The sequence below is a fragment of the Bradyrhizobium sp. B120 genome (assembly GCF_049075665.1).
In the GTDB taxonomy this organism is placed as follows: domain Bacteria; phylum Pseudomonadota; class Alphaproteobacteria; order Rhizobiales; family Xanthobacteraceae; genus Bradyrhizobium.
Map to the genome: position 1 here is coordinate 1,120,627 of NZ_CP185242.1, position 25,980 is coordinate 1,146,606.

Annotated in this window: 30 protein-coding genes; 19 read left to right on the top strand and 11 right to left on the bottom strand. The window is 65.7% G+C overall.

What is annotated here, in order from left to right; genetic code table 11:
- Nucleotides 1-10 precede the first annotated feature (10 nt).
- On the bottom strand, nt 11-1,324 hold the full coding sequence (locus ACOIX3_RS05350; protein ID WP_420968746.1) for an MFS transporter: 1,314 nt from the start codon (nt 1,322-1,324) through the stop codon (nt 11-13).
- A 253-nt stretch (nt 1,325-1,577) separates the two neighbouring features.
- On the opposite strand from ACOIX3_RS05350, the gene ACOIX3_RS05355 reads away from it, so the two are divergent.
- Nucleotides 1,578-2,495, top strand: coding sequence for a LysR family transcriptional regulator (locus ACOIX3_RS05355; RefSeq protein ID WP_420968747.1), 918 nt, complete (start codon nt 1,578-1,580; stop codon nt 2,493-2,495).
- A 140-nt stretch (nt 2,496-2,635) separates the two neighbouring features.
- On the opposite strand, the gene ACOIX3_RS05360 is transcribed toward ACOIX3_RS05355, so the two are convergent.
- Entirely contained in the window at nt 2,636-4,027 is a 1,392-nt protein-coding gene (locus tag ACOIX3_RS05360; RefSeq protein WP_420968748.1) for an MFS transporter, read from the bottom strand.
- 237 nt (nt 4,028-4,264) lie between these two features.
- On the opposite strand from ACOIX3_RS05360, the gene ACOIX3_RS05365 reads away from it, so the two are divergent.
- Nucleotides 4,265-4,573, top strand: a complete 309-nt coding sequence (locus ACOIX3_RS05365; RefSeq protein WP_223966842.1) for a hypothetical protein — start codon at nt 4,265-4,267, stop codon at nt 4,571-4,573.
- A 523-nt stretch (nt 4,574-5,096) separates the two neighbouring features.
- On the opposite strand, the gene ACOIX3_RS05370 is transcribed toward ACOIX3_RS05365, so the two are convergent.
- Nucleotides 5,097-5,228: a hypothetical protein gene (locus tag ACOIX3_RS05370; RefSeq protein WP_420968749.1), complete on the bottom strand. Its 132-nt coding sequence runs from the start codon at nt 5,226-5,228 to the stop codon at nt 5,097-5,099.
- A gap of 50 nt (nt 5,229-5,278) precedes the next feature.
- On the opposite strand from ACOIX3_RS05370, the gene ACOIX3_RS05375 reads away from it, so the two are divergent.
- From ACOIX3_RS05375 to ACOIX3_RS05415, 9 genes are all read left to right on the top strand, one after another.
- Nucleotides 5,279-5,476 (top strand): hypothetical protein, encoded by a 198-nt coding sequence (locus ACOIX3_RS05375; protein WP_420968750.1) that lies wholly within the window; start codon nt 5,279-5,281, stop codon nt 5,474-5,476.
- A 3-nt stretch (nt 5,477-5,479) separates the two neighbouring features.
- Nucleotides 5,480-6,241: a metal ABC transporter ATP-binding protein gene (locus ACOIX3_RS05380; protein ID WP_420968752.1), complete on the top strand. Its 762-nt coding sequence runs from the start codon at nt 5,480-5,482 to the stop codon at nt 6,239-6,241.
- Nucleotides 6,242-6,246: 5 nt separating this feature from the next.
- A complete protein-coding gene (locus ACOIX3_RS05385) occupies nt 6,247-7,116 on the top strand; it encodes a metal ABC transporter permease (protein ID WP_298380175.1) in 870 nt (289 codons plus the stop codon).
- Between the two features lie 5 nt (nt 7,117-7,121).
- Complete coding sequence (locus ACOIX3_RS05390; RefSeq protein WP_420968754.1) at nt 7,122-7,994, top strand: metal ABC transporter substrate-binding protein; 873 nt, start codon at nt 7,122-7,124, stop codon at nt 7,992-7,994.
- Between the two features lie 51 nt (nt 7,995-8,045).
- Nucleotides 8,046-9,098, top strand: a complete 1,053-nt coding sequence (locus tag ACOIX3_RS05395; protein WP_420968755.1) for a CobW family GTP-binding protein — start codon at nt 8,046-8,048, stop codon at nt 9,096-9,098.
- Nucleotides 9,098-10,117 (top strand): WD40 repeat domain-containing protein, encoded by a 1,020-nt coding sequence (locus tag ACOIX3_RS05400; protein ID WP_420968756.1) that lies wholly within the window; start codon nt 9,098-9,100, stop codon nt 10,115-10,117. Before ACOIX3_RS05395 ends, ACOIX3_RS05400 begins: the two co-directional genes overlap by 1 nt.
- 44 nt (nt 10,118-10,161) lie before the next feature.
- Nucleotides 10,162-10,878, top strand: coding sequence for an MgtC/SapB family protein (locus ACOIX3_RS05405; protein ID WP_420968757.1), 717 nt, complete (start codon nt 10,162-10,164; stop codon nt 10,876-10,878).
- 80 nt (nt 10,879-10,958) lie between these two features.
- On the top strand, nt 10,959-11,288 hold the full coding sequence (locus tag ACOIX3_RS05410; protein WP_420968758.1) for a hypothetical protein: 330 nt from the start codon (nt 10,959-10,961) through the stop codon (nt 11,286-11,288).
- 132 nt (nt 11,289-11,420) lie between these two features.
- The gene (locus ACOIX3_RS05415) at nt 11,421-12,161 is read left to right on the top strand and encodes an acetoacetate decarboxylase (RefSeq protein WP_171948001.1); all 741 of its coding nucleotides are present in this window, start codon (nt 11,421-11,423) and stop codon (nt 12,159-12,161) included.
- 112 nt (nt 12,162-12,273) lie between these two features.
- Here ACOIX3_RS05415 and ACOIX3_RS05420 read toward each other — a convergent pair whose 3' ends face one another.
- The 5 genes from ACOIX3_RS05420 to ACOIX3_RS05440 all read right to left on the bottom strand — a co-directional run bounded on the left by ACOIX3_RS05420 (nt 12,274) and on the right by ACOIX3_RS05440 (nt 16,306).
- Nucleotides 12,274-13,716, bottom strand: a complete 1,443-nt coding sequence (locus tag ACOIX3_RS05420; protein WP_420968759.1) for a homospermidine synthase — start codon at nt 13,714-13,716, stop codon at nt 12,274-12,276.
- 40 nt (nt 13,717-13,756) lie between these two features.
- Nucleotides 13,757-14,146 (bottom strand): RidA family protein, encoded by a 390-nt coding sequence (locus ACOIX3_RS05425; protein ID WP_420968760.1) that lies wholly within the window; start codon nt 14,144-14,146, stop codon nt 13,757-13,759.
- A gap of 92 nt (nt 14,147-14,238) precedes the next feature.
- On the bottom strand, nt 14,239-14,406 hold the full coding sequence (locus tag ACOIX3_RS05430; RefSeq protein WP_420968761.1) for a hypothetical protein: 168 nt from the start codon (nt 14,404-14,406) through the stop codon (nt 14,239-14,241).
- 10 nt (nt 14,407-14,416) lie between these two features.
- Nucleotides 14,417-15,034, bottom strand: a complete 618-nt coding sequence (locus ACOIX3_RS05435; RefSeq protein ID WP_420968762.1) for a GNAT family N-acetyltransferase — start codon at nt 15,032-15,034, stop codon at nt 14,417-14,419.
- Between the two features lie 129 nt (nt 15,035-15,163).
- The gene (locus ACOIX3_RS05440) at nt 15,164-16,306 is read right to left on the bottom strand and encodes a type III PLP-dependent enzyme (protein ID WP_375785453.1); all 1,143 of its coding nucleotides are present in this window, start codon (nt 16,304-16,306) and stop codon (nt 15,164-15,166) included.
- On the opposite strand from ACOIX3_RS05440, the gene ACOIX3_RS05445 reads away from it, so the two are divergent.
- Nucleotides 16,305-16,571 (top strand): hypothetical protein, encoded by a 267-nt coding sequence (locus tag ACOIX3_RS05445; protein WP_420968763.1) that lies wholly within the window; start codon nt 16,305-16,307, stop codon nt 16,569-16,571. The two genes, ACOIX3_RS05440 and ACOIX3_RS05445, sit on opposite strands and share 2 nt — an antisense overlap.
- 396 nt (nt 16,572-16,967) lie before the next feature.
- Here the strand turns inward: ACOIX3_RS05445 and ACOIX3_RS05450 are convergent, their stop codons facing one another.
- A complete protein-coding gene (locus ACOIX3_RS05450) occupies nt 16,968-17,228 on the bottom strand; it encodes a hypothetical protein (protein WP_420968764.1) in 261 nt (86 codons plus the stop codon).
- A 129-nt stretch (nt 17,229-17,357) separates the two neighbouring features.
- Here ACOIX3_RS05450 and ACOIX3_RS05455 point away from each other — a divergent pair, with 129 nt between their 5' ends.
- The 3 genes from ACOIX3_RS05455 to ACOIX3_RS05465 are packed head-to-tail and all read left to right on the top strand — an operon-like array spanning nt 17,358 to nt 21,201.
- Complete coding sequence (locus ACOIX3_RS05455) at nt 17,358-19,433, top strand: M3 family metallopeptidase (protein ID WP_420968765.1); 2,076 nt, start codon at nt 17,358-17,360, stop codon at nt 19,431-19,433.
- Between the two features lie 14 nt (nt 19,434-19,447).
- Nucleotides 19,448-20,083 (top strand): DUF1007 family protein, encoded by a 636-nt coding sequence (locus ACOIX3_RS05460; protein ID WP_420971665.1) that lies wholly within the window; start codon nt 19,448-19,450, stop codon nt 20,081-20,083.
- Nucleotides 20,080-21,201, top strand: a complete 1,122-nt coding sequence (locus ACOIX3_RS05465; protein ID WP_420968767.1) for a nickel/cobalt transporter — start codon at nt 20,080-20,082, stop codon at nt 21,199-21,201. The genes ACOIX3_RS05460 and ACOIX3_RS05465 overlap by 4 nt, the downstream gene beginning before the upstream one ends.
- 192 nt (nt 21,202-21,393) lie before the next feature.
- Here the strand turns inward: ACOIX3_RS05465 and ACOIX3_RS05470 are convergent, their stop codons facing one another.
- Nucleotides 21,394-21,792, bottom strand: coding sequence for an MAPEG family protein (locus tag ACOIX3_RS05470; RefSeq protein WP_229170916.1), 399 nt, complete (start codon nt 21,790-21,792; stop codon nt 21,394-21,396).
- 115 nt (nt 21,793-21,907) lie between these two features.
- On the opposite strand from ACOIX3_RS05470, the gene hemH reads away from it, so the two are divergent.
- The 3 genes from hemH to ACOIX3_RS05485 all read left to right on the top strand — a co-directional run bounded on the left by hemH (nt 21,908) and on the right by ACOIX3_RS05485 (nt 24,813).
- Nucleotides 21,908-22,945 carry a ferrochelatase gene (gene hemH, locus ACOIX3_RS05475; protein WP_420968768.1) on the top strand — a complete coding sequence of 346 codons (1,038 nt, stop codon included), beginning with the start codon at nt 21,908-21,910 and terminating at the stop codon, nt 22,943-22,945.
- Between the two features lie 238 nt (nt 22,946-23,183).
- Nucleotides 23,184-24,185, top strand: a complete 1,002-nt coding sequence (locus tag ACOIX3_RS05480) for an SPFH domain-containing protein (RefSeq protein WP_420968769.1) — start codon at nt 23,184-23,186, stop codon at nt 24,183-24,185.
- 181 nt (nt 24,186-24,366) lie between these two features.
- Nucleotides 24,367-24,813 (top strand): NfeD family protein, encoded by a 447-nt coding sequence (locus ACOIX3_RS05485; RefSeq protein ID WP_420968770.1) that lies wholly within the window; start codon nt 24,367-24,369, stop codon nt 24,811-24,813.
- Nucleotides 24,814-24,979: 166 nt separating this feature from the next.
- On the opposite strand, the gene ACOIX3_RS05490 is transcribed toward ACOIX3_RS05485, so the two are convergent.
- Nucleotides 24,980-25,306, bottom strand: coding sequence for a winged helix-turn-helix transcriptional regulator (locus ACOIX3_RS05490; RefSeq protein ID WP_420968771.1), 327 nt, complete (start codon nt 25,304-25,306; stop codon nt 24,980-24,982).
- A 104-nt stretch (nt 25,307-25,410) separates the two neighbouring features.
- Here ACOIX3_RS05490 and ACOIX3_RS05495 point away from each other — a divergent pair, with 104 nt between their 5' ends.
- Entirely contained in the window at nt 25,411-25,950 is a 540-nt protein-coding gene (locus ACOIX3_RS05495; RefSeq protein ID WP_420968772.1) for a carboxymuconolactone decarboxylase family protein, read from the top strand.
- Nucleotides 25,951-25,980: the final 30 nt, after the last annotated feature.

Here is a 25,980-nt window from a genome sequence, read left to right on the forward strand (position 1 = left end):
GGGTCTGTTGTTAGCGGGTTCGCACGGGATTGGGTTGCGGTTCGGTTTGCGCGGGTGCGTTCTGTGCGCGCGACAGCAGCAGCGTGAGCACGGCCGACAGCACCAGCAGGCCGGCGACGAAATAGAGGCCGCCCTCGAAGCTGCCGGTGCGCTCCTTGATCCAGCCGATCATTGCGGGGCCGACGAAGCCGCCGAGATTGCCGATCGAGTTGATGGTGGCGATCCCGGCCGCGGCGGCCGAGCCTGACAGGAACATGGTCGGCATGCTCCACAGCGGCGGCTTCGACGAGGAGATGCCGATATTGACCAAGGTCAATGCCGCGATCACGGCGGCAAGGCCGGTCCATAGCCCGGCAAGCGCAAGTCCTGCGGCCGCGATCAGGCAGGCGATCACGACGTGCCAGGTGCGTTCGCCGGTGCGGTCGGAATGCCGTGCCCACAGGATCATCGCAATCACGGCGACGGTCGCCGGCACCGCGTTGAGGAAGCCGACTTGCAGCGACGACAGGCCGAACGCCTTGATGATCTGCGGCGCCCACACGCCGAGTGTGTAGAGCCCGGCCGAGGTGCCGAAATAGACCAGCGACAGCGCCAGCACGCGCGGGTCGGCCAGGCCGCGCCAGATGCTGTGGCTCGCGGTGGCGGCCTTGCCGTCGGTCTCAGCCTTCATGGTCTTGACCAGCCAGGCGCGCTCGTCGTCGGCAAGCCATCTGGCCTGCTCCGGCCGGTCGGTCAGGAAGCCGAGCACGACGAAGCCGAGCAGCATGGCGGGCACGGCCTCCAGCACGAATAGCCATTGCCAGCCCTTGAAACCGAACAGGCCGTCCATCTCCAGCAGCGCGCCGGACACCGGCGAGCCGAGCACGGTCGAGAGCGGCGCTGCGGCCATGAAAAGTGCGGTGACGGCGGCGCGCTGCCGCGCCGGGAACCAGTAGGAGAGGTAGAGGATGATGCCGGGGAAGAAGCCGGCCTCCGCGGCGCCGAGCAGGAAGCGCAGCACATAGAAGCTGGTCGCGCCCTGCACCAGCGCCATCGCTGCCGAGACCAGGCCCCAGGTGATCATGACCCGCGCGATCCAGATCCGCGCGCCGATCTTGTGCAGGATGATGTTGGAGGGCACCTCGAACAGGAAGTAGCCCCAGAAGAAGATACCGGCGCCGAAGCCATAGACGGTCGGCGACAGGCCGATGTCCTTGTTCATGGTCAGCGAGGCGAAGCCGATATTGACGCGGTCGATGAAGGCCACGAAGTACAGCAGCATGATGAACGGCACGATGCGCAGTGAGATCTTGCGCAACACGCGCGTGCCAAGCTCGCTTTCCATGGGCTTCCCCGGGTTCATCTTGTTTGTTGGGACGGGCGCATTTTGCCGCGCCATTGGGAAGCCTAGCGGCGCGCGCCCTTCCGATTCAATCCGCGCCGGTTTATACAAAAAAATGATATAATCGCGCAGCTCTCACCGGCGTCATGCTCGGCCTTGTGCCGGGCATCCACGTCTTGGCCGGACACAGGGAAGACGTGGATGGCCGGGACAAGCCCGGCCATGACGATGACCGAGCCGAAAGGAAGCCCGTACCTTGGAATTGCACCAGCTTCGCTGCTTCGTGGCGGCTGCCGAGGAACTGCATTTCGGCCGTGCCGCGCAGCGCTTGCAGATGATGCCCTCGGCGCTCGGCCGCCACATCAAGCTGCTGGAGGAGGATCTCGGGGTGCGGCTGTTCGCACGCACCACGCGCGCGGTGTCGTTGACCGAGGACGGCTCGGTGCTGCTGCGCGAGGGACGCGCGCTGCTTGGCCGCGCCGAGGCGATCGAGAACGGCTTTCGCCGCCGGCTGCGCAAGCCGCAGGCGCGGCGCTTCCGGATCGGCGCGATCGACAGCGCCGCGGCCGGCCTGCTGCCGCCGCTGCTGCGCGACCTCCGCGCGATCCATCCCGAGGTCGCCGTGCAGCTGCTGGAGGAGAAGACCATCCGGCTGCTTCCAAAACTGTTGTCGGGCGCGCTCGATCTCGCCTTCGTGCGCCCGCCGGAGCGGCCCGACCGCCGCATCGAGTTTTTTCCGCTGCTGCAGGAGACCGCCGTGGTGGCGCTGTCGCACAAGCATAAGCTGGCGCGGCGCAAGCAGATCGTGCTGCCCGACATCGCGGATCAGCCCTTGATCGTGCCGGAGCGCCGCTCGCGGCCGCACAGCCACGACCTCACGACAAAGCTGTTCGACGAGGCCGGGCTGACGCCGCGCATCCAGGAGATCGCCGACGAGAAGCAGACCATCGTCAACATGGTCGCAGCACGGCTCGGCGTCGCCATCGTGCCGCGTTGGACCGCGCGGATGGCGATCCCGGGCGTCCGCTTTGTGCCGCTGCGCCTAAAACGCGGCAGCAGCACCGGCCGCCTGCCGCTCGCCGCCGCCTGGCTGAAAGGCTCCCGCGATCCGGTCCGCGACCAGGTGATCGCGGTGCTTGAGGCAAGGTTGAAGAGTTACGCGCGGGAGGCGTGAGCGCATCTCTCCGCTCGTCATTCCGGGGCGTGCGAAGCACGAGCCCGGAATCCATCAGGCCGCATGTTCCATGGATGAATGGATTCCGGGCTCGCGCCAAGAGGCGCGCCCCGGAATGACGGGAGGATGGAGGCGTGCTCCTACCGCTGCTCCGCCCGTCCGGTCTCCGCAGCGGGAAACAGGACCGCCGCGGCAACCACGCCGGCAATCGCCCCGAACGCTGCGAGGACGAACGGGGCCGCGAATGCCGGCGTCAGATCCGTTGTCCCGAGCGTCGCGCCCAGCGCCGCAATACTGATCGCGAAGCCGGCCTGGCGGACGATCATGGTCATGGCGGACGCCATGCCGGCCTGCGCGGGCGGCGCCAGCGCTAGCGCGACGCTTCCCAATTGCGGGTTCGCCAGTGCAGCTCCAATGCCGATCGTCAGCATGCCGGCCGCGGTTGCGATGCCGCGCAGCCCGGCGTCGGCGGATAGCGCAGCGATCACGAGCAGCACATCTCCGGCAGCGATGATGCCGGAGGCGATCATGAAGAAGCGCCGCCAGCCCCATTGGGTGACGAAGCGGCCACCGAGCAACGGGACCAGCAGCATCGGCAAAGTCGCCGCAAGCAACGCCACGCCAGCCACTTCCATGCTGACATGCAGGGCGGTGCTCAGGAACAGCGGCAGATAGACCAATACCGCCCAGTAACCGAACTGGATCGCGGTCAACGAGGCCGCGACCCCGATCATCGGCGCCGTCGCGAACACGCGCGGGTCGAGCACCGGATGTGGACTGCGCCACTGCTGCCAGACGAACCCGACGGCGGTCGCCACGCCTGCGATCAGCCCGGCCGCTCTCACGATCGGCGAGGCGTCATGCCTCAACAGCGCATCGATGGCGAGGCCCAGCGAGAGTGTCAGCAGGACGACACCCACCGGATCGAGCGGGCGTCCGCCGGGCTGATGCGTCTCGGCAACGACCCGCGGCACGGCGAAGGCCAGCGTCAGGCAAAAGGGGATGTTGGCATAAAAGATCCAGCGCCAGCCGAACCACGCGGCGAGCAGGCCACCCAATGTCGGACCCAGCGCCATGGCGACGCCCGAGATCATCCCGATGGTGCCGAAGGCTCGCGCCCGCTGACGCTGATGCGGGAATGCCCCGGCGACCAGCGCAATGGCGCCTGTGCTCAGGAAGGCCGCACCGATGCCTTGCAGCATGCGTGCGGCGAGCAGCAACGGACCGCTCGTCGCCGCGCCGCAGGCAATCGACGCCAGCAGAAACACGACGTTGCCGGCCAGCATCGCGCGCCGCCGCCCGAACCGGTCCGCAAGCGCGCCCGATGCCAATAGCGCGCCGGTGAGGGCAAGGCTGTAGGCGTCGATCACCCAGGCGGAACCGGCAACGGCGAACCCGAGATCCCCGGCAATGCCCGGCATGGCGACCACGACCGCGGTCACATCGAAAAGGATCAGGAACGCGCCAAGGCCAAGAACGAGCGTGATCAGGGTCGATCGCTCTTGGGCGACGTCAGATGAGCGATCGTGCATGTCACGCTGCCTCCCAATCCCGCCCGGGGTTGTACCCGCACGAAGTCTGCCTACGCCCGTCGTGCTGACAGCGTGGTGTCAGTAGGGCCGGCTGCCTGAACCTGTTTGCGATCGGGGCGGACCAACTTGCAAAGCAAGTGTCATATTGGCCTGCTAGCGCTTCCGTTGCGGCCTGCCTGTGCGCTCCTGCGCGGAAGTGGCCTGACGCTTCGCCGGCATTCTTTGACCGGAGGGATCATGCTCCGCATCGTCACGTGTCTGACGCTTTTGATTTCCCTTCAAGCGGCCGCGGCGCAAGACAGGGCGCCGGGCGTTTCTTCACAGCCCTATTTGGGCGGATCCACTTCGCCGCCGACCGATCTGCCGTCCGGGATCGGCAGTTACTGCATCTACGAGAACCTCATCTTCTCGATTGGCTCGCCCATGTGCGTAGGCAAGACGAGCTACGTATGCGCTCCCGCGACAAATGATGCGGAGCTCGGTCAGCGGGGATATTGGTCAGCAAGACCAGCCGACCCGAAACTGACCGCGCCGGTGTGCCAGTAGACCGGCTCCCGTCTCTTCCTTGAATCGAGAACCATCCTCATCGTCGTCATCCCGGCCTACTGCGCAATTGCGCACTAGGCCGGGACGACAGCGGAATTTGAGACGTGCAGACGTGTCTCGCAACTTGCGCCACACACTCATCGTCGTCCTGGCGAAGGCCAGGACCCATTACCCCAAATCGCAATTGTTACGCGAGGCTGGGGCCGCGAGCGCGTTCATCACCGAATGCGGTGGTTATGGATCCCGGCCTGCGCCGGGACGACGGCGGAATTTAAGACGCGCAGATGCGCCACACACTCATCGTCGTCCCGGCGAAGGCTAGGACCCGTTACCCCAAATCTCGATTGTTGCGCGACGTTGGGGCCGCGATCCCGTTCATCACCGAATGCGGTGGTTACGGGTCCTGGCTTTCGCCAGGACGACGAACGGAGAGACCCCCTGCGGCTCACGCAGACGCCCTTCTGGCGGACGGTCGCCCTGGGCGACCGGCAGCCCGTTCCAAGCGCGACCGGTGCCGGGCTGGCTACCAGAAATCCTGGTCATGATCCTGGTAGCCGACGGTTCCACCGGGGCGGGTTTCCCGGGCAAAGCTGTAAACCAGGTCATCACTCTGCCGGCGCAGCTCGAATCTCTCCCGGTTTTGCGGAGCGGCCATGAGTTCCTCGTTGGTGGACTCGCGTTATGTTATAATATAACAGTTTGGCCATGGCGCATACGCACTCCCACGACGACCACCACCATCACGGCCACAGCCATCCCTACGGGCACAGCCATGGCCCCTCGGCGCATCCGGCCCAGGCCGCGCCCTGGTCGATCCTGCGCATGCCGGTGCCGGCCCGGCTGGGCGCGGCGCTCGCGGTCTCGGCCTGCCTGTGGGCCGTCGTCTGGCTGGCGATGAGGTGAATGATGGGGTCGTCTCCGCTTGTCACCTTCCGCGACGTCACGCTCGGCTATGACCGCCATCCGGCCGTGCACCATCTCAACGGCTCGGTCGAGGCCGGCGCGCTGCTCGCTGTGATCGGCCCGAACGGCGCCGGCAAGTCGACGCTGCTGCGCGGCATCGCCGGCGTGCTCAAGCCGCTGTCGGGCGTGATCGATCTCGATGGGCTCGACCACCGTGACATCGCCTATCTGCCGCAATCCGCCGACATCGACCGCACGTTTCCGATCTCGGTGTTCGATTTCGTCGGCACCGGGCTGTGGCGCGCGACCGGCTTCTTCGGCGGCATCGGCAAGGCCGCGCGCGACAAGATCCGGGCGGCCCTCGCGGCCGTCGGCCTCAACGGCTTCGAGAACCGCCCGATCGGCACGCTGTCCGGCGGCCAGATGCAGCGCATGCTGTTCGCGCGCGTGCTGTTGCAGGACGCCCGCCTGATCGTGCTCGACGAGCCGTTCAATGCGATCGATGCCAAGACCACCGCCGATCTCCTGACGCTGGTGAAACGCTGGAACGGCGAGGGGCGCACGGTGCTGGCGGCGCTGCACGACCTCGACATGGTGCGCAACAATTTCCCGGAAACGCTGCTCCTGGCGCGCGGCCCGGTGGAATGGGGACCGACCGCGGAGACGCTGACGCCGGACAATCTGACGGTCGCGATGCGGATGTGCGAGGCGTTCGACGACAGCGCCGCGGCCTGCGCGGCCGATCCGCGCTCACGGGCCGCCTGACGCCGATGCTGACCGACGCGCTGATCACGCCCTTCACCGAATTCGAGTTCATGCGCCGCGCGCTCGCGGCTGTCATCGCGCTGTCGCTTGGTGGCGCGCCGATCGGCGTGTTCCTGATGCTTCGGCGGATGAGCCTGGTCGGCGACGCCATGGCGCATGCGATCCTGCCGGGGGCTGCGATCGGCTTCCTGCTGTCCGGGCTCAACCTGTTCGCGATGACGACCGGCGGCCTGATCGCGGGCTTTGCGGTGGCGCTGCTCGCGGGCCTCGTCGCCCGCACCACCGAGCTGAAGGAGGACGCTTCGCTTGCGACCTTCTATCTGGTCTCGCTCGCGCTTGGCGTGACCATCGTGTCCATCAAGGGTACCAATATCGACCTGCTGCACGTGCTGTTCGGCAATATCCTGGCGATGGACGACCAGACCCTGCTGGTGATCGCGTTCAACGCCACGCTCACCCTCCTGGTGCTTGCGGTGATCTATCGTCCGCTGGTGATCGAATGCGTCGATCCGGTATTCCTGCGCACCGTGAGCCGGGCCGGCGCGCCGGCGCATCTCGCCTTCCTTGCGCTGGTCGTGGTCAATCTCGTCAACGGCTTCCATGCGCTCGGCACGCTGCTCGGCGTCGGGCTGATGATCCTACCCGCCGGCATCGCGCGATTCTGGTCGCGCGACATCACCACCATGATCTGCATTGCGGTCGCGAGCGCGATTGTGTCGGGCTATGCCGGGCTGGTGCTGTCGTACCAGACCCGGATTCCCTCCGGCCCCGCGATCATCCTGGTTGCGGCCGGCCTCTATATTGTGTCGCTGCTGTTCGGCAATGTCAGCGGCCTGGTTCGGCAGCTGTTTCCCGGCCGCCATCTCGAGGCGTGAGGACGATGCGGCGATTGGTTGGATTGATCGGTCTGGCACTGCTGCTGGCGAGCGGCGCGGCGCGCGCCGAGGAGCGCATCAACGTCGTCGCGAGCTTCTCGATCCTTGCCGACATGGTGCGCAATGTCGGCGGCGACAGCGTCGACGTGGTGGCGCTGGTCGGGCCTGACGGCGACGCGCACGTCTATGCGCCGACGCCGGCAGACGCCAAGAAGGTCGCCGACGCCAAGCTGCTGGTCATCAACGGCCTCGGCTTCGAGGGCTGGCTGCCGCGGCTGCTGCAGGCCTCCGGCAGCAAGGCGCCGGTGGCGGTGGCGACCAAGGGGATCATGCCGCGCAAGATGGGCGGCCATGACGATCCGCATGCCTGGCAATCGGTGGCCAATGCGAAGATCTACGTCGTCAATATTCGCGATGGGCTGATCGCCGCGGCCCCTGACCATGCCGGCGTCATCAAGGCCAATGCCGACGCCTATCTGGCGAGGCTCGAGGCGCTCGACCGCGAGGTGCACGAGGCGGTGGCGAAAATACCGGACGCGCGGCGCAAGGTGATCTCGACCCATGACGCCTTCGGCTATTTCGCCGACGCCTACGGAATTACGTTCTTCTCGCCGCTCAGCGTCTCGACCGATTCAGAGCCCAGCGCACGCGATATCGCCGCCATTATCGCCCAGATCAGGGTTGCGAAAATTCCGGCAGTTTTTCTCGAAAATATCAGCGATCCGCGCCTGATCGAGCGGATCGCGGCCGAGACCGGCGCCAAGGTCGGCGGGACCCTGTATTCGGACAGTTTGACGGCCGAAAAGGGCCAAGCACCCACTTACATTGATATGGTCAGGCACAATATAAAGGCCCTGACCAGCGCGCTCGCCAACTAGGGGCAGGGGCCTCCCTGCCGGGATTGAGCGCGGCCCCAATTCGGAGTTGTTATGGCTGAAGCTTCGCAAAAAATTCCAGTGACCGTGCTGACGGGCTATCTCGGCGCCGGCAAGACCACGCTGTTGAACCGCATCCTGTCGGAAAACCACGGCAAGAAATACGCCGTCATCGTCAACGAATTCGGCGAGATCGGCATCGACAACGACCTCATCATCGGCGCCGATGAGGAAGTGTTCGAGATGAACAACGGCTGCGTCTGCTGCACGGTGCGCGGCGACCTCGTCCGCATCATGGACGGGCTGATGAAGCGCAAGGGCAAGTTCGACGCCATCATCGTCGAGACCACCGGCCTCGCCGATCCGGCACCGGTCGCGCAGACCTTCTTCGTCGACGAGGACGTGCAGAAGAACGCCCGGCTCGATGCGGTGGTGACCGTCGCCGACGCCAAGTGGCTGAGCGACCGCCTCAAGGACGCGCCGGAAGCCAAGAACCAGATCGCGTTCGCCGACGTCATCGTGCTGAACAAGACCGACCTGGTCTCGAAAGCTGAGCTCGCCGAGGTCGAAGCCCGCATCCGCGGCATCAATCCGTACGCAAAACTGCATCGCACCGAGCGTTGCCAGGTCGGGATATCAGACGTGCTGGAGCGCGGCGCGTTCGACCTCGACCGCATCCTGGAGATCGAGCCCGATTTCCTGGAGGCCGGCGACGGTCATGACCACGATCATCACCATCACGACCACGGTCATGACCATGATCACCATCACCACGATCACGGCCACGGGCTGAAGCACTATCACGACGAGGACATGCAATCGCTGTCGCTGCGTTCGGACAAGCCGCTCGATCCGACCAAGTTCATGCCCTGGCTGCAAAACCTCGTCGCCACTGAGGGCCAGAAGATCCTGCGTTCGAAGGGCATCCTCGCCTTCACCGGCGATGACGACCGCTACGTGTTCCAGGGCGTCCACATGATGCTGGAGGGCGATCATCAGCGGAAGTGGAAGGACGGCGAGAAGCGTGAAAGCCGCGTCGTGTTCATCGGTCGCGAATTGCCGGAGCAGGCGATCCGCGACGGCTTCGAGCAGTGCATCACCACGTGATGAAAGAGTTCGACCCGGGCGAGGCCCCTTCTTCCATCGTGTCGATCACCGACCGCGTCAAGCCGCTTCCGCTCGGCGCGGCGGTCGGTTCGGTGCATTTCCTCGGCGACCGCGCGTTCTTCGTCGGCGCCGAGGAGAGCGTCGCGATCGCGACCGCGGACGGCGAGATCACGCGCACCGAGACGCATTTCGGCGCCATCCTGTGCGCGGCCTCCGACGGCAAGCGGCTTGTCACCGGCGGTGACGACGGCAAGCTGATCGCAATCGACGCCAAGGGCGAGACCTCTGTCGTTGCGACCGACGCCAAGCGGCGCTGGATCGACAATGTCGCCCTGCACGGCGACGGCACCGTGGCGTGGTCGGCGGGCAAGACCGCGTTCGTGCGCAATCCCAAGGGCGAAGAGAAAACCTTCGAAGTGCCGTCGACCGTCGGCGGGCTGGCGTTCGCGCCGAAGGGCCTGCGGCTTGCGATCGCGCATTACAACGGCGTGACCTTGTGGTTCCCGAACATGGCCGCCAATCCGGAATTCCTGGAATGGGCCGGCTCGCACCTCGCAGTCTCTTTCAGCCCGGACAACAAATTCCTGGTCACGGCGATGCACGAGGCCGCGATGCATGGCTGGCGACTCGCCGACAACCGGCACATGCGGATGAGCGGCTATCCCGGCCGCGTGCGCTCGATGTCATGGAGCGCCGGCGGCAAGGGGCTCGCGACCTCGGGCGCCGATACCGTGATCGTCTGGCCGTTCACCAGCAAGGACGGGCCGATGGGCAAGGAGCCGGCGATGCTGGCGCCGATGCCGGCGCGGGTCGCGGTGGTTGCCTGCCATCCGAAGAACGACATCATGGCGGTCGGCTATGCCGACGGTACCGTGCTGATGGTCCGGCTCGAGGATGGCGCCGAGATTCTGGTGCGCCGGAACACCGGTGCCGCGGTCTCCGCGCTGGGCTGGAATGCCAAGGGCACGCTGCTCGCCTTCGGCACGGAAGATGGTGACGCGGGCATCGTGGAAATGTAAGAGATCGCTGCATCGTTCTCGGGCGAGGAAGAATCGGCAGCGCCATGCGATTTCTCACCACATTCCAGCTCGCCGACTTCATCGATACGCTGGTCAGCCTGACGTCAGCTTTTGTGCTCGGCACACTGATCGGGGCCGAGCGGCAGTACCGGCAGCGCACCGCGGGGCTGCGCACCAATGTGCTGGTCGCGGTCGGCGCGGCCGCCTTCGTCGACCTGGCGATGCATCTGGCAGGCGCCGACGGCGCGGTGCGGGTGATCGCCTATGTGGTGTCGGGGATCGGTTTCCTCGGCGCCGGCGTCATCATGAAGCAGGGCATGGACGTGCGCGGCCTCAACACCGCGGCGACGCTGTGGGCCTCGGCCGCGGTCGGCTCCTGCGCTGGCGCCGACCTGGTGGCACAGGCGGCGGCGCTGACCGTGTTCGTGATCGCCGGCAACACGCTGCTGCGTCCGCTGGTCAACGCCATCAACCGCATCCCGCTGAACGAGAAGGCCTCGGAGGCGACCTACGAATTCAAGCTCGCCGTCACCCCCGAAGCATTGCCCGCCATGCGCGACCGCCTGGTGGAGAAGCTCGAGGCGGCGAACTATCCGGTCGCCGACGTCAACGTGGTCGAGGCCGGCGACGACTTCCTGGAGATCGTGGCGACGCTGGTCTCCACCGCGGTCGACCCCAACGAGCTGAATGCGGTGGTGGTCGATCTGCAGCATCAGCCCGGCGTGCGGCACGTGACCTGGGAAGTCAGCACCACGGATTGAGGCCGGGTTCCCGCAAGCTCTGCTCAGGAACCATGCGTCGGCCGGATCGTTGACCTCGCTGACAATCGCGGGTGAACGAGATGGCTGCGGAGCGGACCAGGCTGCGGAAGGACGTGCTGATCGCCTCCTCGCTGGTGGTGGCAGGCGTTGCCATCGCGGCGCTGTCGCTGCACGCGATCAACGCTGCCCCGCAAGAGATGGCGCAGGCGACCCAGCCGCCGCAGACAACGCCGTCACCCGAGCCGGAGAAGACAGCGCCGCCCGCGGAGTCAAAACCCGGCGGCGAGCGGCCGACCACGCCGGCGCCGGAGCCGGCGCGTCCCGACGCTGACGCGCAGAAGGCCGGCGCCAGGCCGGCGCTGCCGCCGGCGCCCGCCGAGAAGATCGCGCCGCCGATCGAGAAGAAATAGCCGAACCGCGGGCCTGCCGACGGATCTGCATTGTGACGCGTATTTGACTGATGCTGCCAATTATACGGTCTCGCCTCCGCCCTCCGCGCCCGCCATAATCTGTCGGCACACCAAACGCAGATGGGGCACTTCATGAAGATCGAGGACGTCCGGCGCACCGCCTATTCGATGCCGCTCACCAACCCGTCGTTTCCGCCGGGGCCGTACCGGTTCTTCGACCGCGAATACTTCATCATCACCTACAAGACCGACCCCGAGGCGCTGGCGGCCGTGGTGCCGGAGCCGCTCGAGGTCGCCGAGCCCGTCGTGAAGTACGAATTCATCCGCATGCCGGACTCGACCGGCTTCGGCGACTACACCGAAACCGGCCAGGTGATCCCGGTCCGCTTCAAGGGTGAGCTCGGGGCCTATACCCACGCGATGTATCTCGACGACGAGGCCCCGATCGCCGGCGGCCGCGAGCTGTGGGGATTTCCGAAGAAGCTGGCGCGGCCCAAGATCGCGGTCGAGAGCGACGTGCTGGTCGGCTCGCTGCATTACGGCTCGGTGCTCTGCGCCTCTGCCACGATGGGCTACAAGTACCACAAGGTCGATCACGACACGGTCTTGAACGCGATGAAGGCGCCGAACTTTATTCTGAAAATTATCCCGCATGTCGACGGCACGCCGCGGATTTGCGAGCTGGTGCGCTTCCATCTCGACGACATTACCTTGAAGGAGGCCTGGACAGGGCCCTCCGCGCTCGGTCTGTTTCCGCACGCACTGTGCGACGTCGCCCGCCTGCCGGTGCGCGAGGTGGTGTCGGCGCTGCACTACAAGGCGGACCTGACGCTCGGCCTCGGCTCGGTGGCCTTCGACTACATGGCGAAGTGAGCCGCTGTCATTCCGGGCCTTGCCCTTCGGGCCAGCCCGGAATGACGAGAGCCAGCCCATCTCGCCGGCTACTGTGCATGGGGTTGTTTTCGAGATTTGCCCGGAAGGCCTTTCAGCGCACCAGGACGTTCTTGAACTGCCAGGGATCGCTGGTGTCGATATCTTCCGGGAACAGTCCCGGACGATCCGTCAGCGGGGTCCAGTCGGTGTAGAAACCCTTCACCGGGCCGAGATACGGCAACTGGATTTCCAGCAGACGGTCGAAATCCATCTCGTCGGCTTCGACGATGCCCTCGTTCGGGTTCTCCAGCGCCCACACCATGCCGCCGAGCACGGCGGAGGTGACCTGCAGGCCGGTCGCGTTCTGGTAGGGCGCGAGCTTGCGGGTCTCTTCGATCGAGAGCTGCGAGCCGTACCAGTAGGCATTGTTGTCGTGGCCGAACAGCAGCACGCCGAGTTCGTCGATGCCATCGACGATTTCGTTCTCATCGAGGATGTGGTGCTTCTCCTGCATCTTCGCCGCGCGGCCGAACATTTCATGCAGCGACAGCACGGCATCGTCGGCCGGATGATAGGCATAGTGGCAGGTCGGCCGATAGATCGCCTTGCCCGATGCGTCGCGCACCGTGAAGTAATCGGCGATCGAGATCGACTCATTGTGGGTGACGAGGAAGCCGTACTGCGCGCCGCGGGTCGGGCACCAGGTGCGGACGCGCGTGTTGGCGCCCGGCTGCATCAGATAGATGGCCGCGCCGCAGCCGGCTTCGTGGGTATGCGCATTCTCGGGCATCCATTTTTCATGGGTGCCCCAACCGAGTTCGGACGGCTGCACGCCTTCGGACAGGAAACCCTCTACCGACCAGGTGTTGACGAAGACGTCAGGCTCTTTCGGCGATTTGGAGCGCTGGGTGTCGCGTTCGGCGATGTGGATGCCCTTGATACCAGCCTGCCGCATCAAGTCCGCCCATTCAGCCTTGGTCTTCGGCTTGGGGGCATTGAGCTTCAGATCGGCAGCGACATTGAGCAGCGCCTGCTTGACGAAAAACGAGACCATGCCGGGATTAGCGCCACAGCAGGAGACCGCCGTCGTCGAGCCCGCGGGGCGGGCCTTCTTGGCGGCCAACGTCACTTCGCGCAGCGCGTAGTTGGAGCGCGCTTCCGGGCCCTTCGACGAATCGAAGTAGAAGCCGAGCCACGGCTCGTTGACGGTGTCGATGTAGAGAGCGCCGAGCTCGTTGCAGAGCTCCATGATGTCGGTCGAGCCGGTATCGACCGAGAGGTTGACGCAAAAGCCCTGACCGCCGCCTTCGGTGAGCAGCGGGGTCAGCAGTTCGCGATAATTGTCCTTCGTCACGGCCTTCTGGATGAACCTGACATTCTGCTTCTCGCAATGGGCCTTGCGGCCCTCATCCTTGGGATCGATCACGGTGACGCGCGACTTGTCGTAATCGAGATGCCGCTCGATCATCGGCAGCGTGCCTTTGCCGATCGAGCCGAAGCCGATCATGACAATGGGGCCGGTGATTTTCGCGTAGATCTGCGAGGAGGGGCTCATCATTTTCTCCAGGAGAGCGCCGAGCGGCGGGTAGAGTGGATCAGGGGTTGCGTCGCTTTGCGGTGACTTCGATCTCGACCTTCATCTCGGGCCGATAGAGCCCCGCGACGATCAGCAGCGTCGCGGCCGGCCGGATCTCGCCGAGCACCTCGCCGCAGACCGCGAAATGGGCATCCGCGTTACTGACGTCAGTGAGGTAGTAGGTCGCGCGGACGATGTCGGCCATCGCGAAGCCACCCTCCTTTAGGGCAGCCTCGATGGTCTTGAAGCAGTTCCGTGACTGGCTCGTGACATCATCAGGCATGGTCATCGTGGTGTAGTCGTAGCCGGTGGTTCCGGCGACGAAGGCGAAGTCGCCGTCGATCACGGCACGGCTGTAGCCCGCGGTCTTCTCGAACGGCGAGCCGGTGGAAATCAGGCGTCGGGACATGTCGGACCTCGGCTGAAAATGGCTTTGCGCGGGGTTTACGGGCATTTTTGGCGCCCGCGCAACCCCTTCTATTCTGGGCCTTGCGGCCGGCGCTAGTGGGACTGCTGCGTGGCGTCCGGCGGCGACGGCGGCGTGCCGGTCCAGCGCCGGATCAGGATGTCCCGGACGATCATAACCGAGATCAGGACCAGCATGACCGTGGTGACGAGGCCGCGCCAACGCGGGCGCGCGCCATCGATTGCTGGAAGGTTCTCTGCCATGGCGCCCGCCTTACGCAGCGTGCGGCACGGCGAGCGGTGCCTTGCGGTTGCGGGTTGCCTTGCTCGTTGCCTTGGTCTTGGGCAGCGGTGCGCCGGTCGGCGTGATCATGCCCCAGGCGCCGTCCAGCGCGCCCTCGACCAGCTCCAGGCCGAGCAGCCGGTCGCGCTCGAAAGCCCCGGGCAGCGACAGCTCGCCGGTCCCGGCGGCGGTGAAGCCATAGCGGGCGTAATAGGGCGCGTCGCCAAGCAGGATCACCGCGCCGTGGCCGCGGGCCTTCGCGACGGCCAGCGCGCGCTGCATCAGCGCGGCGCCGACGCCGAGGCCGCGGCAGTCGTCGTCGACAGCCAGCGGCCCCAGCATCAGCGCGCTGCGGCCCCCCGCGCTGACGTGCCACAGCCGCACGGTTCCAACCAGCCGGCCGTCCTGGCGCACGGCTGCAAGGCTCAGGCCTTGGGCGGGCGCGCGTCCGTCGCGCAGGCGCTGGCAAATGCGGGCATGGCGGTTCTCGCCAAAGCAGGCATCCAGCAGCGCTTCGCGCACGACGACGTCCGAAGCCCGCTCCGCACGGATCGCGAACGGAGCGGCATTTCGGATGAGGGCAACGGGGGTGTTCCGTTTTGCAGTCATGGCACGTCAGTCCCCGCTTGCAACGGCATGTCGCACGCCGCGCAAGCGTCGTTCAGAAAAATCAAAAATGATCGGGAAGGAGCCGGCGGGGCCGGCTCCCGGTTTATCAGGCCTCGAAAAGGAGGCGGCTTAGATGTGGAAGGTCTTCAGCGGCGGAATGCCGTTGAACGCCACCGACGAGTAGGTCGACGTATAGGCGCCGGTGCCTTCGATCAGCAGCTTGTCGCCGATCTCGAGCGTCACCGGGAGCGGATACGGCAACTTCTCGTACAGCACGTCGGCGCTATCGCAGGTCGGGCCCGCGAGCACGCACGGCGTCATGTCCGCTCCGTCATGCGGGGTGCGGATGGCGTAGCGGATCGACTCGTCCATCGTCTCGGCGAGACCGCCGAACTTGCCGATGTCGAGATAGACCCAGCGCACCTCGTCCTCGTCGCTCTTCTTCGAGATCAGAACGACTTCGGTCTCGATGATGCCCGCATTGCCGACCATGCCGCGGCCCGGCTCGATGATCGTCTCCGGGATTTGGTTGCCGAAATGCTTGCGCAGCGCGCGGAAGATCGACCGGCCATACTGCAGGACCGGCGGAACGTCCTTGAGGTACTTGGTCGGGAAGCCACCACCCATGTTGACCATGGTGAGGTTGATGCCGCGCTCGGCGCAGTCACGGAACACGGTCGAGGCCATCGCGAGCGCGCGGTCCCACGCCTTCACCTTGCGCTGCTGCGAGCCGACATGGAACGAGATGCCGCACGGCTCCAGACCAAGGCGCTTGGCGAGGTCGAGCACGTCGACCGCCATCTCCGGATCGCAGCCGAACTTGCGCGACAGCGGCCACTCGGCGCCGGCGCAATCATAGAGGATGCGGCAGAACACCTTCGCGCCGGGAGCGGCGCGGGAGATCTTCTCGACCTCGGCGGCGCAGTCGACCGCGAACAGGCGAATGCCGAGCGCGAAGGCACGCGCGATGTCGCGCTCCTTCTTGATCGTGTTGCCATAGGAGATGCGGTCCGGCGTCGCACCGGCAGCCAGCGCCATCTCGATTTCCGCAACGGTCGCGGTGTCGAAGCAGGAGCCGAGCGAGGCGAGCAGCGCCAGCACTTCGGGCGCCGGGTTGGCCTTGACAGCGTAGAACACGCGGCTGTCCGGCAGCACCTTCGCGAAGGTCTGGTAATTGTCGCGCACGACCTCAAGGTCGACGACGAGGCACGGCTCGGTGTCGAGACCTTCGCTGCGGCGGTGACGCAGGAATTCCTGGATACGTTCGGTCATGGCACTCTCCAACGGCCCCAGCGACGGGGTCCGCATCAACGTGACGTCGGATAAGAATGCTCTGGCCGCATTGCGCGATGGAGGCGCAACGAAAGCCAAAAGACTCAAACCAGACTGTGCTGCCGTGGATTGGTTGGGAGAGTTTCCCGCCCGCACACCTGGCAATGAAGGACAAGCCTTTTCAGTAGCCCGCGCCGGCGTTGGACTGCCGGTAGAGACCAAAAAAGCCCGATCCGTCGTTGCTTTAAGTCGCGTCCCCCGTTGAGAGCGGGGTGCGCCGGTTCGCCTCCGGCTGCCAGTCACGGTTGCAAAGAGTGGTGAGACCTTCAACGGCATCCCTGGAGAGGGAGGCTGGCCGCCTCGTGTCCTGATGGACGTAAGCGACCCTCGGTTCTTCCACCCCTTGGCGGCTGTCCGGCCTCTTGTCCGGATACCTACCGACTGACACACGACCACAGGCACGTGCGAAATTGGGCAAGGCAGGAAATAAGTCTTTTGAATTCGCTTCGCAAGAATTTTTTTGCGATCGCGACAAATTTCCCTAACGCGTGCTTGCGATCTCGCGCGCAGCAGGCGTTGAAGATGAACGGCTGTTAAGAATGACTAACGAAGCGTGTGCGTTTAAGCCCTGTGCCGCAGCGCTTTCTTGAATCGCTTCAGATCACGCGCGGCGCGTGAACGGCTCGACGCGCTGAGCTGCGCGGATGAAGGCGATCATGATCAGGACGCCGATGCCGAACAGCACGGCCTGCAGGATGTGCGCGCCGAAATCACCGAGCCCGAGCGCGATCGCGATCGCCCAGCCGCCGGCGAACGCCGCGCCGAATACTTCCGCGCCGATCAGGATCGCCGCCGAAATCACGGTGATGACGCTCGGCCAGAGGATCCGGCTGGTGCCTGCGGTGGAGGGCTGCATGGTCATGGAATAGGTCCTGTTCAGGGGCGCAATCTCTCCGAAAAGTGCCCATCTATCAAGCGCAAAAGGCCCAAAAATGCCGTATCGCGTGATATAGATTAGGCCGCATTTTCAAGGCGAAAAACGGGATATTCGATGTCAGAAACCAGCGCAGACGTTCACGCCAACCCCCTCCTGAAGGCATGGCAGACGCCGCTCGAGACGCCGCCCTTCGCCGAGATCAAGCCGGAGCATTTCCTCCCTGCCTTCGAGCAGGCCTTCGCCGACCATTCGGCTGAAGTGGCTGCGATTACCCATGATCCGGCGCTGCCGGACTTCGACAACACGATCACGGCGCTGGAGCGCTCGGGCAAGCTGCTGTCGAAGGTCTCGGCGGTGTTCTACGACCTGGTCTCGGCCCATTCGAGCCCTGCGATCCTGGAGATCGACAAGGAGGTGTCGCCCCGGATGGCGCGGCACTGGAATCCGATCATGATGAACGCTGTGCTGTTTGGCCGCATCGCCATGCTGCACGAGAAGCGCGCCTCGCTCGGCCTGACCGGCGAGCAGATGCGGCTCCTGGAGCGCACCTACACCCGCTTCCACCGCTCCGGCGCCGGGCTCGACGACGCCGCCAAGGCCCGCATGGCCGCGATCAACGAGCGCCTCGCCCAGCTCGGCACCTCGTTCAGCCACCATCTGCTCGGCGACGAGCAGGAGTGGTCCATGGAGCTCGGCGAGGGCGATCGCGCCGGCCTCTCCGACACATATGTGGCGGCCGCCAAGGCTGCGGCGGAAGAGCGCGGCAAGGGTGGCAAGGCGATCGTGACGCTGTCACGCTCCTCGGTCGAGCCGTTCCTGCAGAGCTCGTCGCGGCGCGACCTGCGCGAGAAGGTCTACAAGGCCTTCACGGCGCGCGGCGACAATGGCAACGCCAACGACAACAACGCGACCATCGTGGAGATCCTCTCGCTCCGCGAGGAGACCGCGAAGATCCTGGGCTTCCCGACCTACGCCGCCTATCGCCTGGAGGATTCCATGGCCAAGACGCCGGAGGCGGTGCGCGGCCTGCTGGAGCGGGTCTGGAAGCCGGCACGGGCGCGGGCACTCGCCGACCGCGATGCGCTGCAGGCGCTGATCGCTGAGGAGGGCGGCAATTTCACCCTGGCGGCCTGGGACTGGCGCTACTACGCCGAGAAGCTGCGCCAGGCCAAAGCCAATTTCGACGATTCCGCGATCAAGCCCTATCTGGTGCTCGACCACATGATCGAGGCCGCGTTCGACTGCGCCACCCGCCTGTTCGGCGTCACCTTCGCCGAGCGCAAGGACGTGCCGGTGTGGCACCCGGATGTTCGGGTGTGGGAGGTCAAGGGCCGCGACGGCCAGCACAAGGCGCTGTTCTATGGCGACTACTTCGCGCGGCCCTCGAAGCGCTCCGGCGCCTGGATGACCTCGCTGCGCGACCAGCAGAAGCTCGACGGCGACGTCGCGCCACTGGTCATCAATGTCTGCAATTTCGCCAAGGGCGCCGACGGCGCGCCCTCGCTGCTGTCGCCCGACGACGCGCGGACCTTGTTCCACGAGTTCGGCCATGGCCTGCACGGCATGCTCTCGAACGTGACCTATCCGTCGCTGTCGGGGACATCTGTGTTCACCGACTTCGTCGAGCTGCCCTCGCAGCTCTACGAGCACTGGCAGGAGCGGCCCGAGGTGCTGCAGCGCTTCGCACGCCACTACCAGACCGGGGAGGCGCTGCCGGACGACCTGCTCAAGCGCTTCCTCGCCGCGCGCAAGTTCAACCAGGGCTTTGCCACCGTGGAGTTCGTCTCCTCGGCGCTGGTCGATCTCGAATTCCACACCCAGCCGGCGGCGGCGAGCCGCGACGTCCGCGCCTTCGAGCAGAAGGAGCTGGAGAAGATCGGCATGCCCGCGGAGATCTCGCTGCGGCACCGGCCGACCCAGTTCGGCCACATCTTCTCCGGCGACCACTATGCGTCCGGCTACTACAGCTACATGTGGTCGGAGGTGATGGACGCCGACGCGTTCGGCGCCTTCGAGGAGGCCGGCGACATCTTCGATCCCGCGACCGCCAAGCGGCTGCATGACGACATCTATTCGTCGGGCGGCTCACGCGATCCCGAGGAGGCCTATGTCGCGTTCCGCGGCCGCGAGCCCGAGCCGGACGCGCTGTTGCGCCGCCGTGGCCTGCTCGAGACGCCTGAGGCGGCCTGAAGGTGCGGCAGTCCCTGAAGTGCCTGATCGCCGGGCTCGCGGTTGCTGTGTCCGTCGTGCTCGGCACGGCGGCCGCCGAGGCCCATCCGCATGTCTGGATCGTGGCCAAAAGCGAGCTGATCTACGCGCCCGACGGCACCATCACGGGGGTCCGCCACGCCTGGACCTTCGACGACATGTTCTCGACCTATGCGCTGCAGGGCATCGAGACCAAGGTGAAGGGCGCCTACAGCCGCGAGGAGCTGGCGCCGCTAGCGCAGACCAATGTCGAGTCGCTGAAGGAATACGCCTACTTCACCTTCGCCAAGGGCGACGGCAAGAAACAGAAGTTCACCGAGCCGGTCGACTACTTCCTCGAATACAAGGATTCGGCGCTGACACTGCACTTCACCCTGCCGGTGAAGACGCCGTTCAAGGCCAGGCAGCTGTCGCTCGAAGTGTTCGACCCGACCTATTTCATCGACTTCCAGTTCGCGGAGAAGGAGCCGGTCAAGCTGGTCGGCGCCGCGGCCGAGTGCAAGATGCAGTTCGAGCGGCCGAACGACGGCACCGCCGCCGCGCAGAAGCTCGGCGAGCAGAACTTCCTCGACGGCAGTGCCGGCAATTTCGCGATGATGTTCGCCAACAAGATCACGGTGGATTGCCCATGACGCCGATCGCCTCCCGCGTGATGCGTGGTTTGGCCGTGTCCGCTGCCGTGCTGGCGACGTTCGCGGTGCTCGATGGCGCCGTCCATGCGCTGCTGGCGCAAAATCCGTTCGGCGCGCCGCGCACAGCGGAGCCACAGGGCGGGATCGTCGGCTGGCTCTTGGCCAAGCAGTCGGAGTTTTACCGCGAGATGTCGGCGACCATCCGCGCCGCGAAATCCGACGGCTCTGCTGTCTGGACGCTGCTCGCGATCTCCTTTGCCTACGGGATCTTCCATGCCGCCGGCCCCGGCCATGGCAAGGCGGTGATCTCGTCCTACATGGTCGCCAATCGCGAAACCGCGCGGCGCGGCATCGTGCTGTCGTTCGCCTCGGCGCTGATGCAGTCGCTGGTCGCGGTTCTCATCGTCGGCGTCTGCGCCTGGCTGCTCAGCGCGACGGCGAAGACCATGTGCGGGGCGGAGAAGGCGATTGAGATCGCCAGCTACGCGTTGATCGCGGCGTTCGGCGCCCGGCTGGTCTGGGTCAAGGGCGGCGGTTTCCTCCGCGCGCTCCAGCTGCCGCGGCCGGCGCTGGCGATGGCCGGCGTGCAGCAGCACGATCACGACCACCATGATCACGATCACCACGACCATGGCCACGAGCACCATGATCGTCACGCGCATGACGATCATGGCCATCATCATGATCACGGCCACGATCACGGGCATGACGCGGAGCACGTCCATGACGAGCATTGCGGCCATTCGCACGGGCCGACGCCGGCTGAACTCGCCGGTCCCGGCGGCTGGCGGCGCGGCTTGGGTGCGATCCTCACGGTCGGGATCCGGCCGTGCTCGGGCGCGATCCTGGTGTTGGTGTTCGCGCTGGCGCAGGGCCTGTTCTGGGCCGGCATTGCCGCGACCTTCGTGATGGGCCTCGGCACCGCCATCACGGTGGCAGCAATCGCGCTGGTCGCGGTGTCGGCGCGTGGCGTGGCCGAGCGGCTGAGCGCGGCGCGTGACGGTGGCGGCATGGTGATCATGCGCGGCCTGGAGTTTGCCGCCGCAGGCCTCGTGCTGTTGTTCGGGCTTGGGCTGCTGTTCGGCTATGTCGCGGCCGAACGGGCGACGTGCCTTTGAAGTGACTTGTCTTACCCTCCCCTGGAGGAGGAGGGTCGCTACGCATGAAGCGCAGCGAAATGCGTAGCGGGGTGGGGTGACGGTCTTCCCGCGTCCGACAGCGCCCGAGCTGAGAGATCACCCCACCCCGGTTCGCCCCTCGCTTCGCTCGTCTCGATCCGACCCTCCCCCTCCAGGGGAGGGTGAGCGCACTCAACTCGTCAGATACCCCCTGATCGCCGGCAGGAAGAAGATCGCGATGTTGATCGCAAAGCCGATGCTCCAGAGGATTGAGCGCAGCGTCGGACGGTTGCCGATATAGGTGAAGACGTAGGCGATCCGCACGATCAGGAACAGCACCGCGAGTTCGTCGATCAGCCGCAGCGGGCCGACGCGGAATTCGGCGAGCAGCACGGCGAAGGCGAAGAACGGGAAGGCCTCGATGCCGTTCTGGTGGGCGCCGAGTGCGCGCGAGCGGATCGGGTCGTCGTAGAAATCCGGATCGCGCGGTTTCGAATTGTCAAAACCGCGGATGCCGGCCCATTTCACCGATACGATCGTCAGCAGCGAGAGCAGCAGCGTCCCGAAGACGCACCATTCGGCGATCGTCATGGTTCCTCCCGATTCACGGAGAGGAACGTAGCCAACCGGCACTCGGCTTGACAAGGTTGGAGCAACGCGCGAAGCCCAAAGCCCCCAAGCGAAGGACTTTAGGCGCAACGCCATCATGAGCACGGTGATCCCCTTCGAGAGCGCGAAGCCTACCGCGGCGCCGAAGCCAGAACGCGTCGGCGTGCTCCTGGTCAATCTCGGCACGCCGGATACGGCGGATGCCGCGGGCGTGCGGGTCTATCTAAGGGAATTCCTGTCCGATCCGCGGGTGATCGAGAACCAGGGCCTGCTGTGGAAGCTGATCCTCAACGGCATCATCTTGCGCGTCCGCCCGGCCCGCAAGGCGCGCGACTATCTGAAGATCTGGAACACCGAGAAGAACGAGTCGCCGCTGAAGACCATCACGCGCTCACAGGCCGAAAAGCTCGCGGAGGCGATTGCCGATCACGACCACGTCGTGGTCGACTGGGCGATGCGCTACGGCAATCCCTCGATCAAGGAACGCATCGAGGCGCTGGCGGCGCAGGGCTGCGGCCGGCTGCTGGTGGTGCCGCTCTATCCGCAATATTCCGCTGCGACGTCTGCGACGGTCTGCGACGAAGCGTTTCGCGTGCTGGCCGGCATGCGCGCGCAGCCGATCCTGCGGGTAACGCCGCCTTACTACGACGACCCTGACTACATCGAGGCGCTCGCGGTCTCGATCAATGACCATCTCGCGACGCTGCCGTTCCAGCCCGAGATCATCCTCGCATCGTTCCACGGCATGCCGAAGGCATATGTCGACAAGGGCGATCCCTATCAGGCGCAGTGCATTGCCACGACCGACGCGCTGCGCAAGCGGCTCGGGCTCGATGCCAACAGGCTGATCCTTACCTTCCAGTCGCGCTTCGGCAATGCCGAGTGGCTGCAGCCCTATACCGACAAGACGGTCGAGAAGCTGGCCAAGGACGGCGTGCGGCGAATTGCCGTGGTGACGCCCGGCTTCTCCGCCGATTGCCTGGAGACGCTGGAGGAGATCGCGCAGGAGAATGCCGAGATCTTCCGGCACAATGGCGGCGAGCAGTTCGCGGCCATCCCCTGCCTCAACGACAGCGATGGCGGCATGGACGTGATCCGCCAGCTCGTGTTGCGCGAGCTTCAGGGCTGGATCTAGCAAGGCTTGATCCAAGCAGGCTGGATCTGATTGTTAACGATCCGTGACGCCGGACACCGCGGTTCGTTCAGCCTTGCTGCATCCGCGTTCAGCTTGCGTGCATCTGGCAGTCCGACAGCCGCTTCCTATGTGCTAGAGAGAACAACAGCCGGCTGAACCGGCGGAGCGGTCCTGCCGACCAATGCACGACCGTGCCTGGCGACGGTCTCGCGGGTCTCGCGGTGCCTTGGAGGACTTTATGACTGGCTTCGACATTTTCGCGATCGCGCTTGTTCTTCTCGTCATCGTCACGCTGTTCGCCGGGATCAAGACCGTCCCGCAGGGTTATGACTGGACCATCGAGCGGTTCGGCAAATACACCCGCACGCTGTCGCCCGGCCTCAATCTGATCGTGCCGTATTTCGATCGCATCGGGCGCAAGATGAACATGATGGAGCAGGTGATCAACATCCCCGAGCAGGAGGTGATCACCAAGGACAACGCCACCGTGACGGTGGACGGCGTCGCGTTCTTCCAGGTGTTCGATGCCGCGAAGGCGAGCTACGAGGTCGCCAATCTCAACCAGGCCATCATCGTGCTGACCATGACCAACATCCGCTCGGTGATGGGCTCGATGGACCTCGACCAGGTGCTGTCGCATCGCGACGAGATCAACGAGCGGCTGCTGCGGGTGGTCGACGCGGCGGTGTCGCCGTGGGGCCTCAAGGTCAACCGCATCGAGATCAAGGACATCGTGCCGCCAGCCGACCTCGTCGAGGCGATGGGCCGGCAGATGAAGGCCGAGCGCGTCAAGCGCGCCGACATTTTGCAGGCCGAAGGCCAGCGGCAGTCCGAGATCCTGCGCGCCGAGGGCGCCAAGCAGGGCCAGATCCTGCAGGCCGAAGGCCGCAAGGAGGCTGCGTTCCGCGACGCCGAGGCGCGCGAGCGCTCCGCCGAAGCCGAGGCGAGAGCCACCCAGATGGTCAGCGATGCCATCGCCAAGGGCGACGTCGCCGCGCTGAACTACTTCATCGCCGACAAGTACATCAAGGCGTTCGGGCAATTGGCTGATTCGCCGAACCAGAAAGTACTGATGCTGCCGATCGAGGCGACCAGCATCCTCGGCTCGCTCGCCGGCATTGGCGAGATCGCCAAGGCCACCTTCGGCGAGAGTGCCGCATCGGCCGCGGCTGCCGCGCGGCGCGGCTCGGTGCCGCCGGCAGGTCCAACGCCGCCACCGCCGGTGCCGCCGCAGCGGTAGAGGGCGTGACAATGATTGCCTCGGCGCACTCCGTTCACCTCTCCCCTTGTGGGAGAGGTCGGGTTGCATCGCTAGATGCAATCCGGGTGAGGGGTCTCTCTCCGCGGAGAGACTGTCACCCCTCACCCCAACCCCTCTCCCACAAGGGGAGAGGGGCTTCAGACCGTTGAGAGGTCACGTCATGGCCGAGATGTTTTCGACACTGGGTACCTGGAACTGGCTGATCTTCGGCTTCATCCTGATGGCGCTGGAGCTCGCAGCGCCCGGCGTCTTCCTGTTCTGGCTCGGGCTCGCGGCGCTGCTGGTCGGGCTGCTGTCGTTCGTCTTCACGCCGTCCTGGCAGACGCAGCTCCTGATGTTCGCGGTGTTCGCCGCGCTCGCGGTGCCGGCGTGGCGGCATTTTGCCAGGGGTGCGACCGAGGCGAGCAGGACCAATCCATTCCTCAACCGCCGCAACGAAGCCCTGGTCGGCCGCGAATTCACGCTGGAGAAGCCGATCGTCGATGGGGCGGGCACGGTGCGGATCGACGACACGGTCTGGCGCGTCGCCGGCCCCGATGCGCCGGCCGGCAGCCGGGTGAAGGTGGTCCGCGCCGATGGCGCCAGCCTGACGGTGGCGGCGGTCTAGCTTTGTCGGGTGACGCTCTTGTTTGTCACCTCTCCCCGCTTGCGGGGAGAGGTCGACGCGCTCTTGCGCGGCGGGTGAGGGGGTACAGGTCTCAACTATCGGCTCGCTCGCGGAGGGAGCCCCTCACCCCAACCCTCTCCCCGTAAGAACGGGGAGAGGGAGAGAACTAGCGCTTGCTCCAGCGCTCGGCGAAGCGACTGAGCGGCGTGAAGGTCGCAAACAGCTCGCGGCCGAGCGCGGTGAGGCCGTAACCATCGTCCGTCAACTCGACGAAGCCTGCCTCGCGCAGCTCGGTCAACCGCGTCTGCAGGATCGTCGGCGAGGCCTCGTCGCAGGCGGTGCGCAGCGCGCGCGAGGTCAGCGCGCCCTCGCGCAGCTCCCAGAAGATGCGCAAGGTCCAGCGCCGCCCGAGCAGATCGAGCAGCGCCATGATCGGGCGGCCGGTCCGCGAGCCGCGGACGCCGGGTTTTGCGGTCGGAGCCTGCTTTGCCATGTCGCTAGTCCCTCTCGAATCTCGCTTGCGCAAATCTCTCTTGCGTCTCTCGCTACAGATATTGTAGCGTTTCGCTACAGTAAATGTAGCAAAGAGATCAGCCTATGTCACGCATCGCGCCGATCGATCCGCCTTACGCAGCGGACGTTCAACAGCATTTCGACCGCATCATGCGCGGCAAGCCGCCGCTGGTGCTGTTCCGCACGATGGCGGGGCACCCGCGCGCCTGGGAGAAGTTTCGCGGCGGCAGCCTGCTCGACCGCGGGCCGCTGCCCTTGCGGGCGCGCGAGATCGTGATCGACCGCACCTGCGCGCTCAATGCCTGCGAATATGAATGGGGCGTGCATGTCACCGCGTTCGGCGCCGCCGCCGAGCTGTCGGAGCAGCAGGTCCACGCCACCGTGCGCGGTGCGGCCGACGCCGACTGCTGGTCGCCGGCCGAACAGGCGATGATCGCCGCGGTCGATGCGCTGCATGCGCGCGCGACGCTGAGCGACGCGGAATTCGCCGCGCTGTCGTCGCATTATGATGAGGATCAGATCCTGGAGATCATCCTGCTGTGCGGCTTCTACCGCACCGTCTCCTACCTCGCCAACGCGCTGGCCCTGCCGCTGGAGGAAACCGCGGCGCGGTTTCCAAGGTAGTCGTCATTCCGGGGCTCGCCGCTTCGCGTC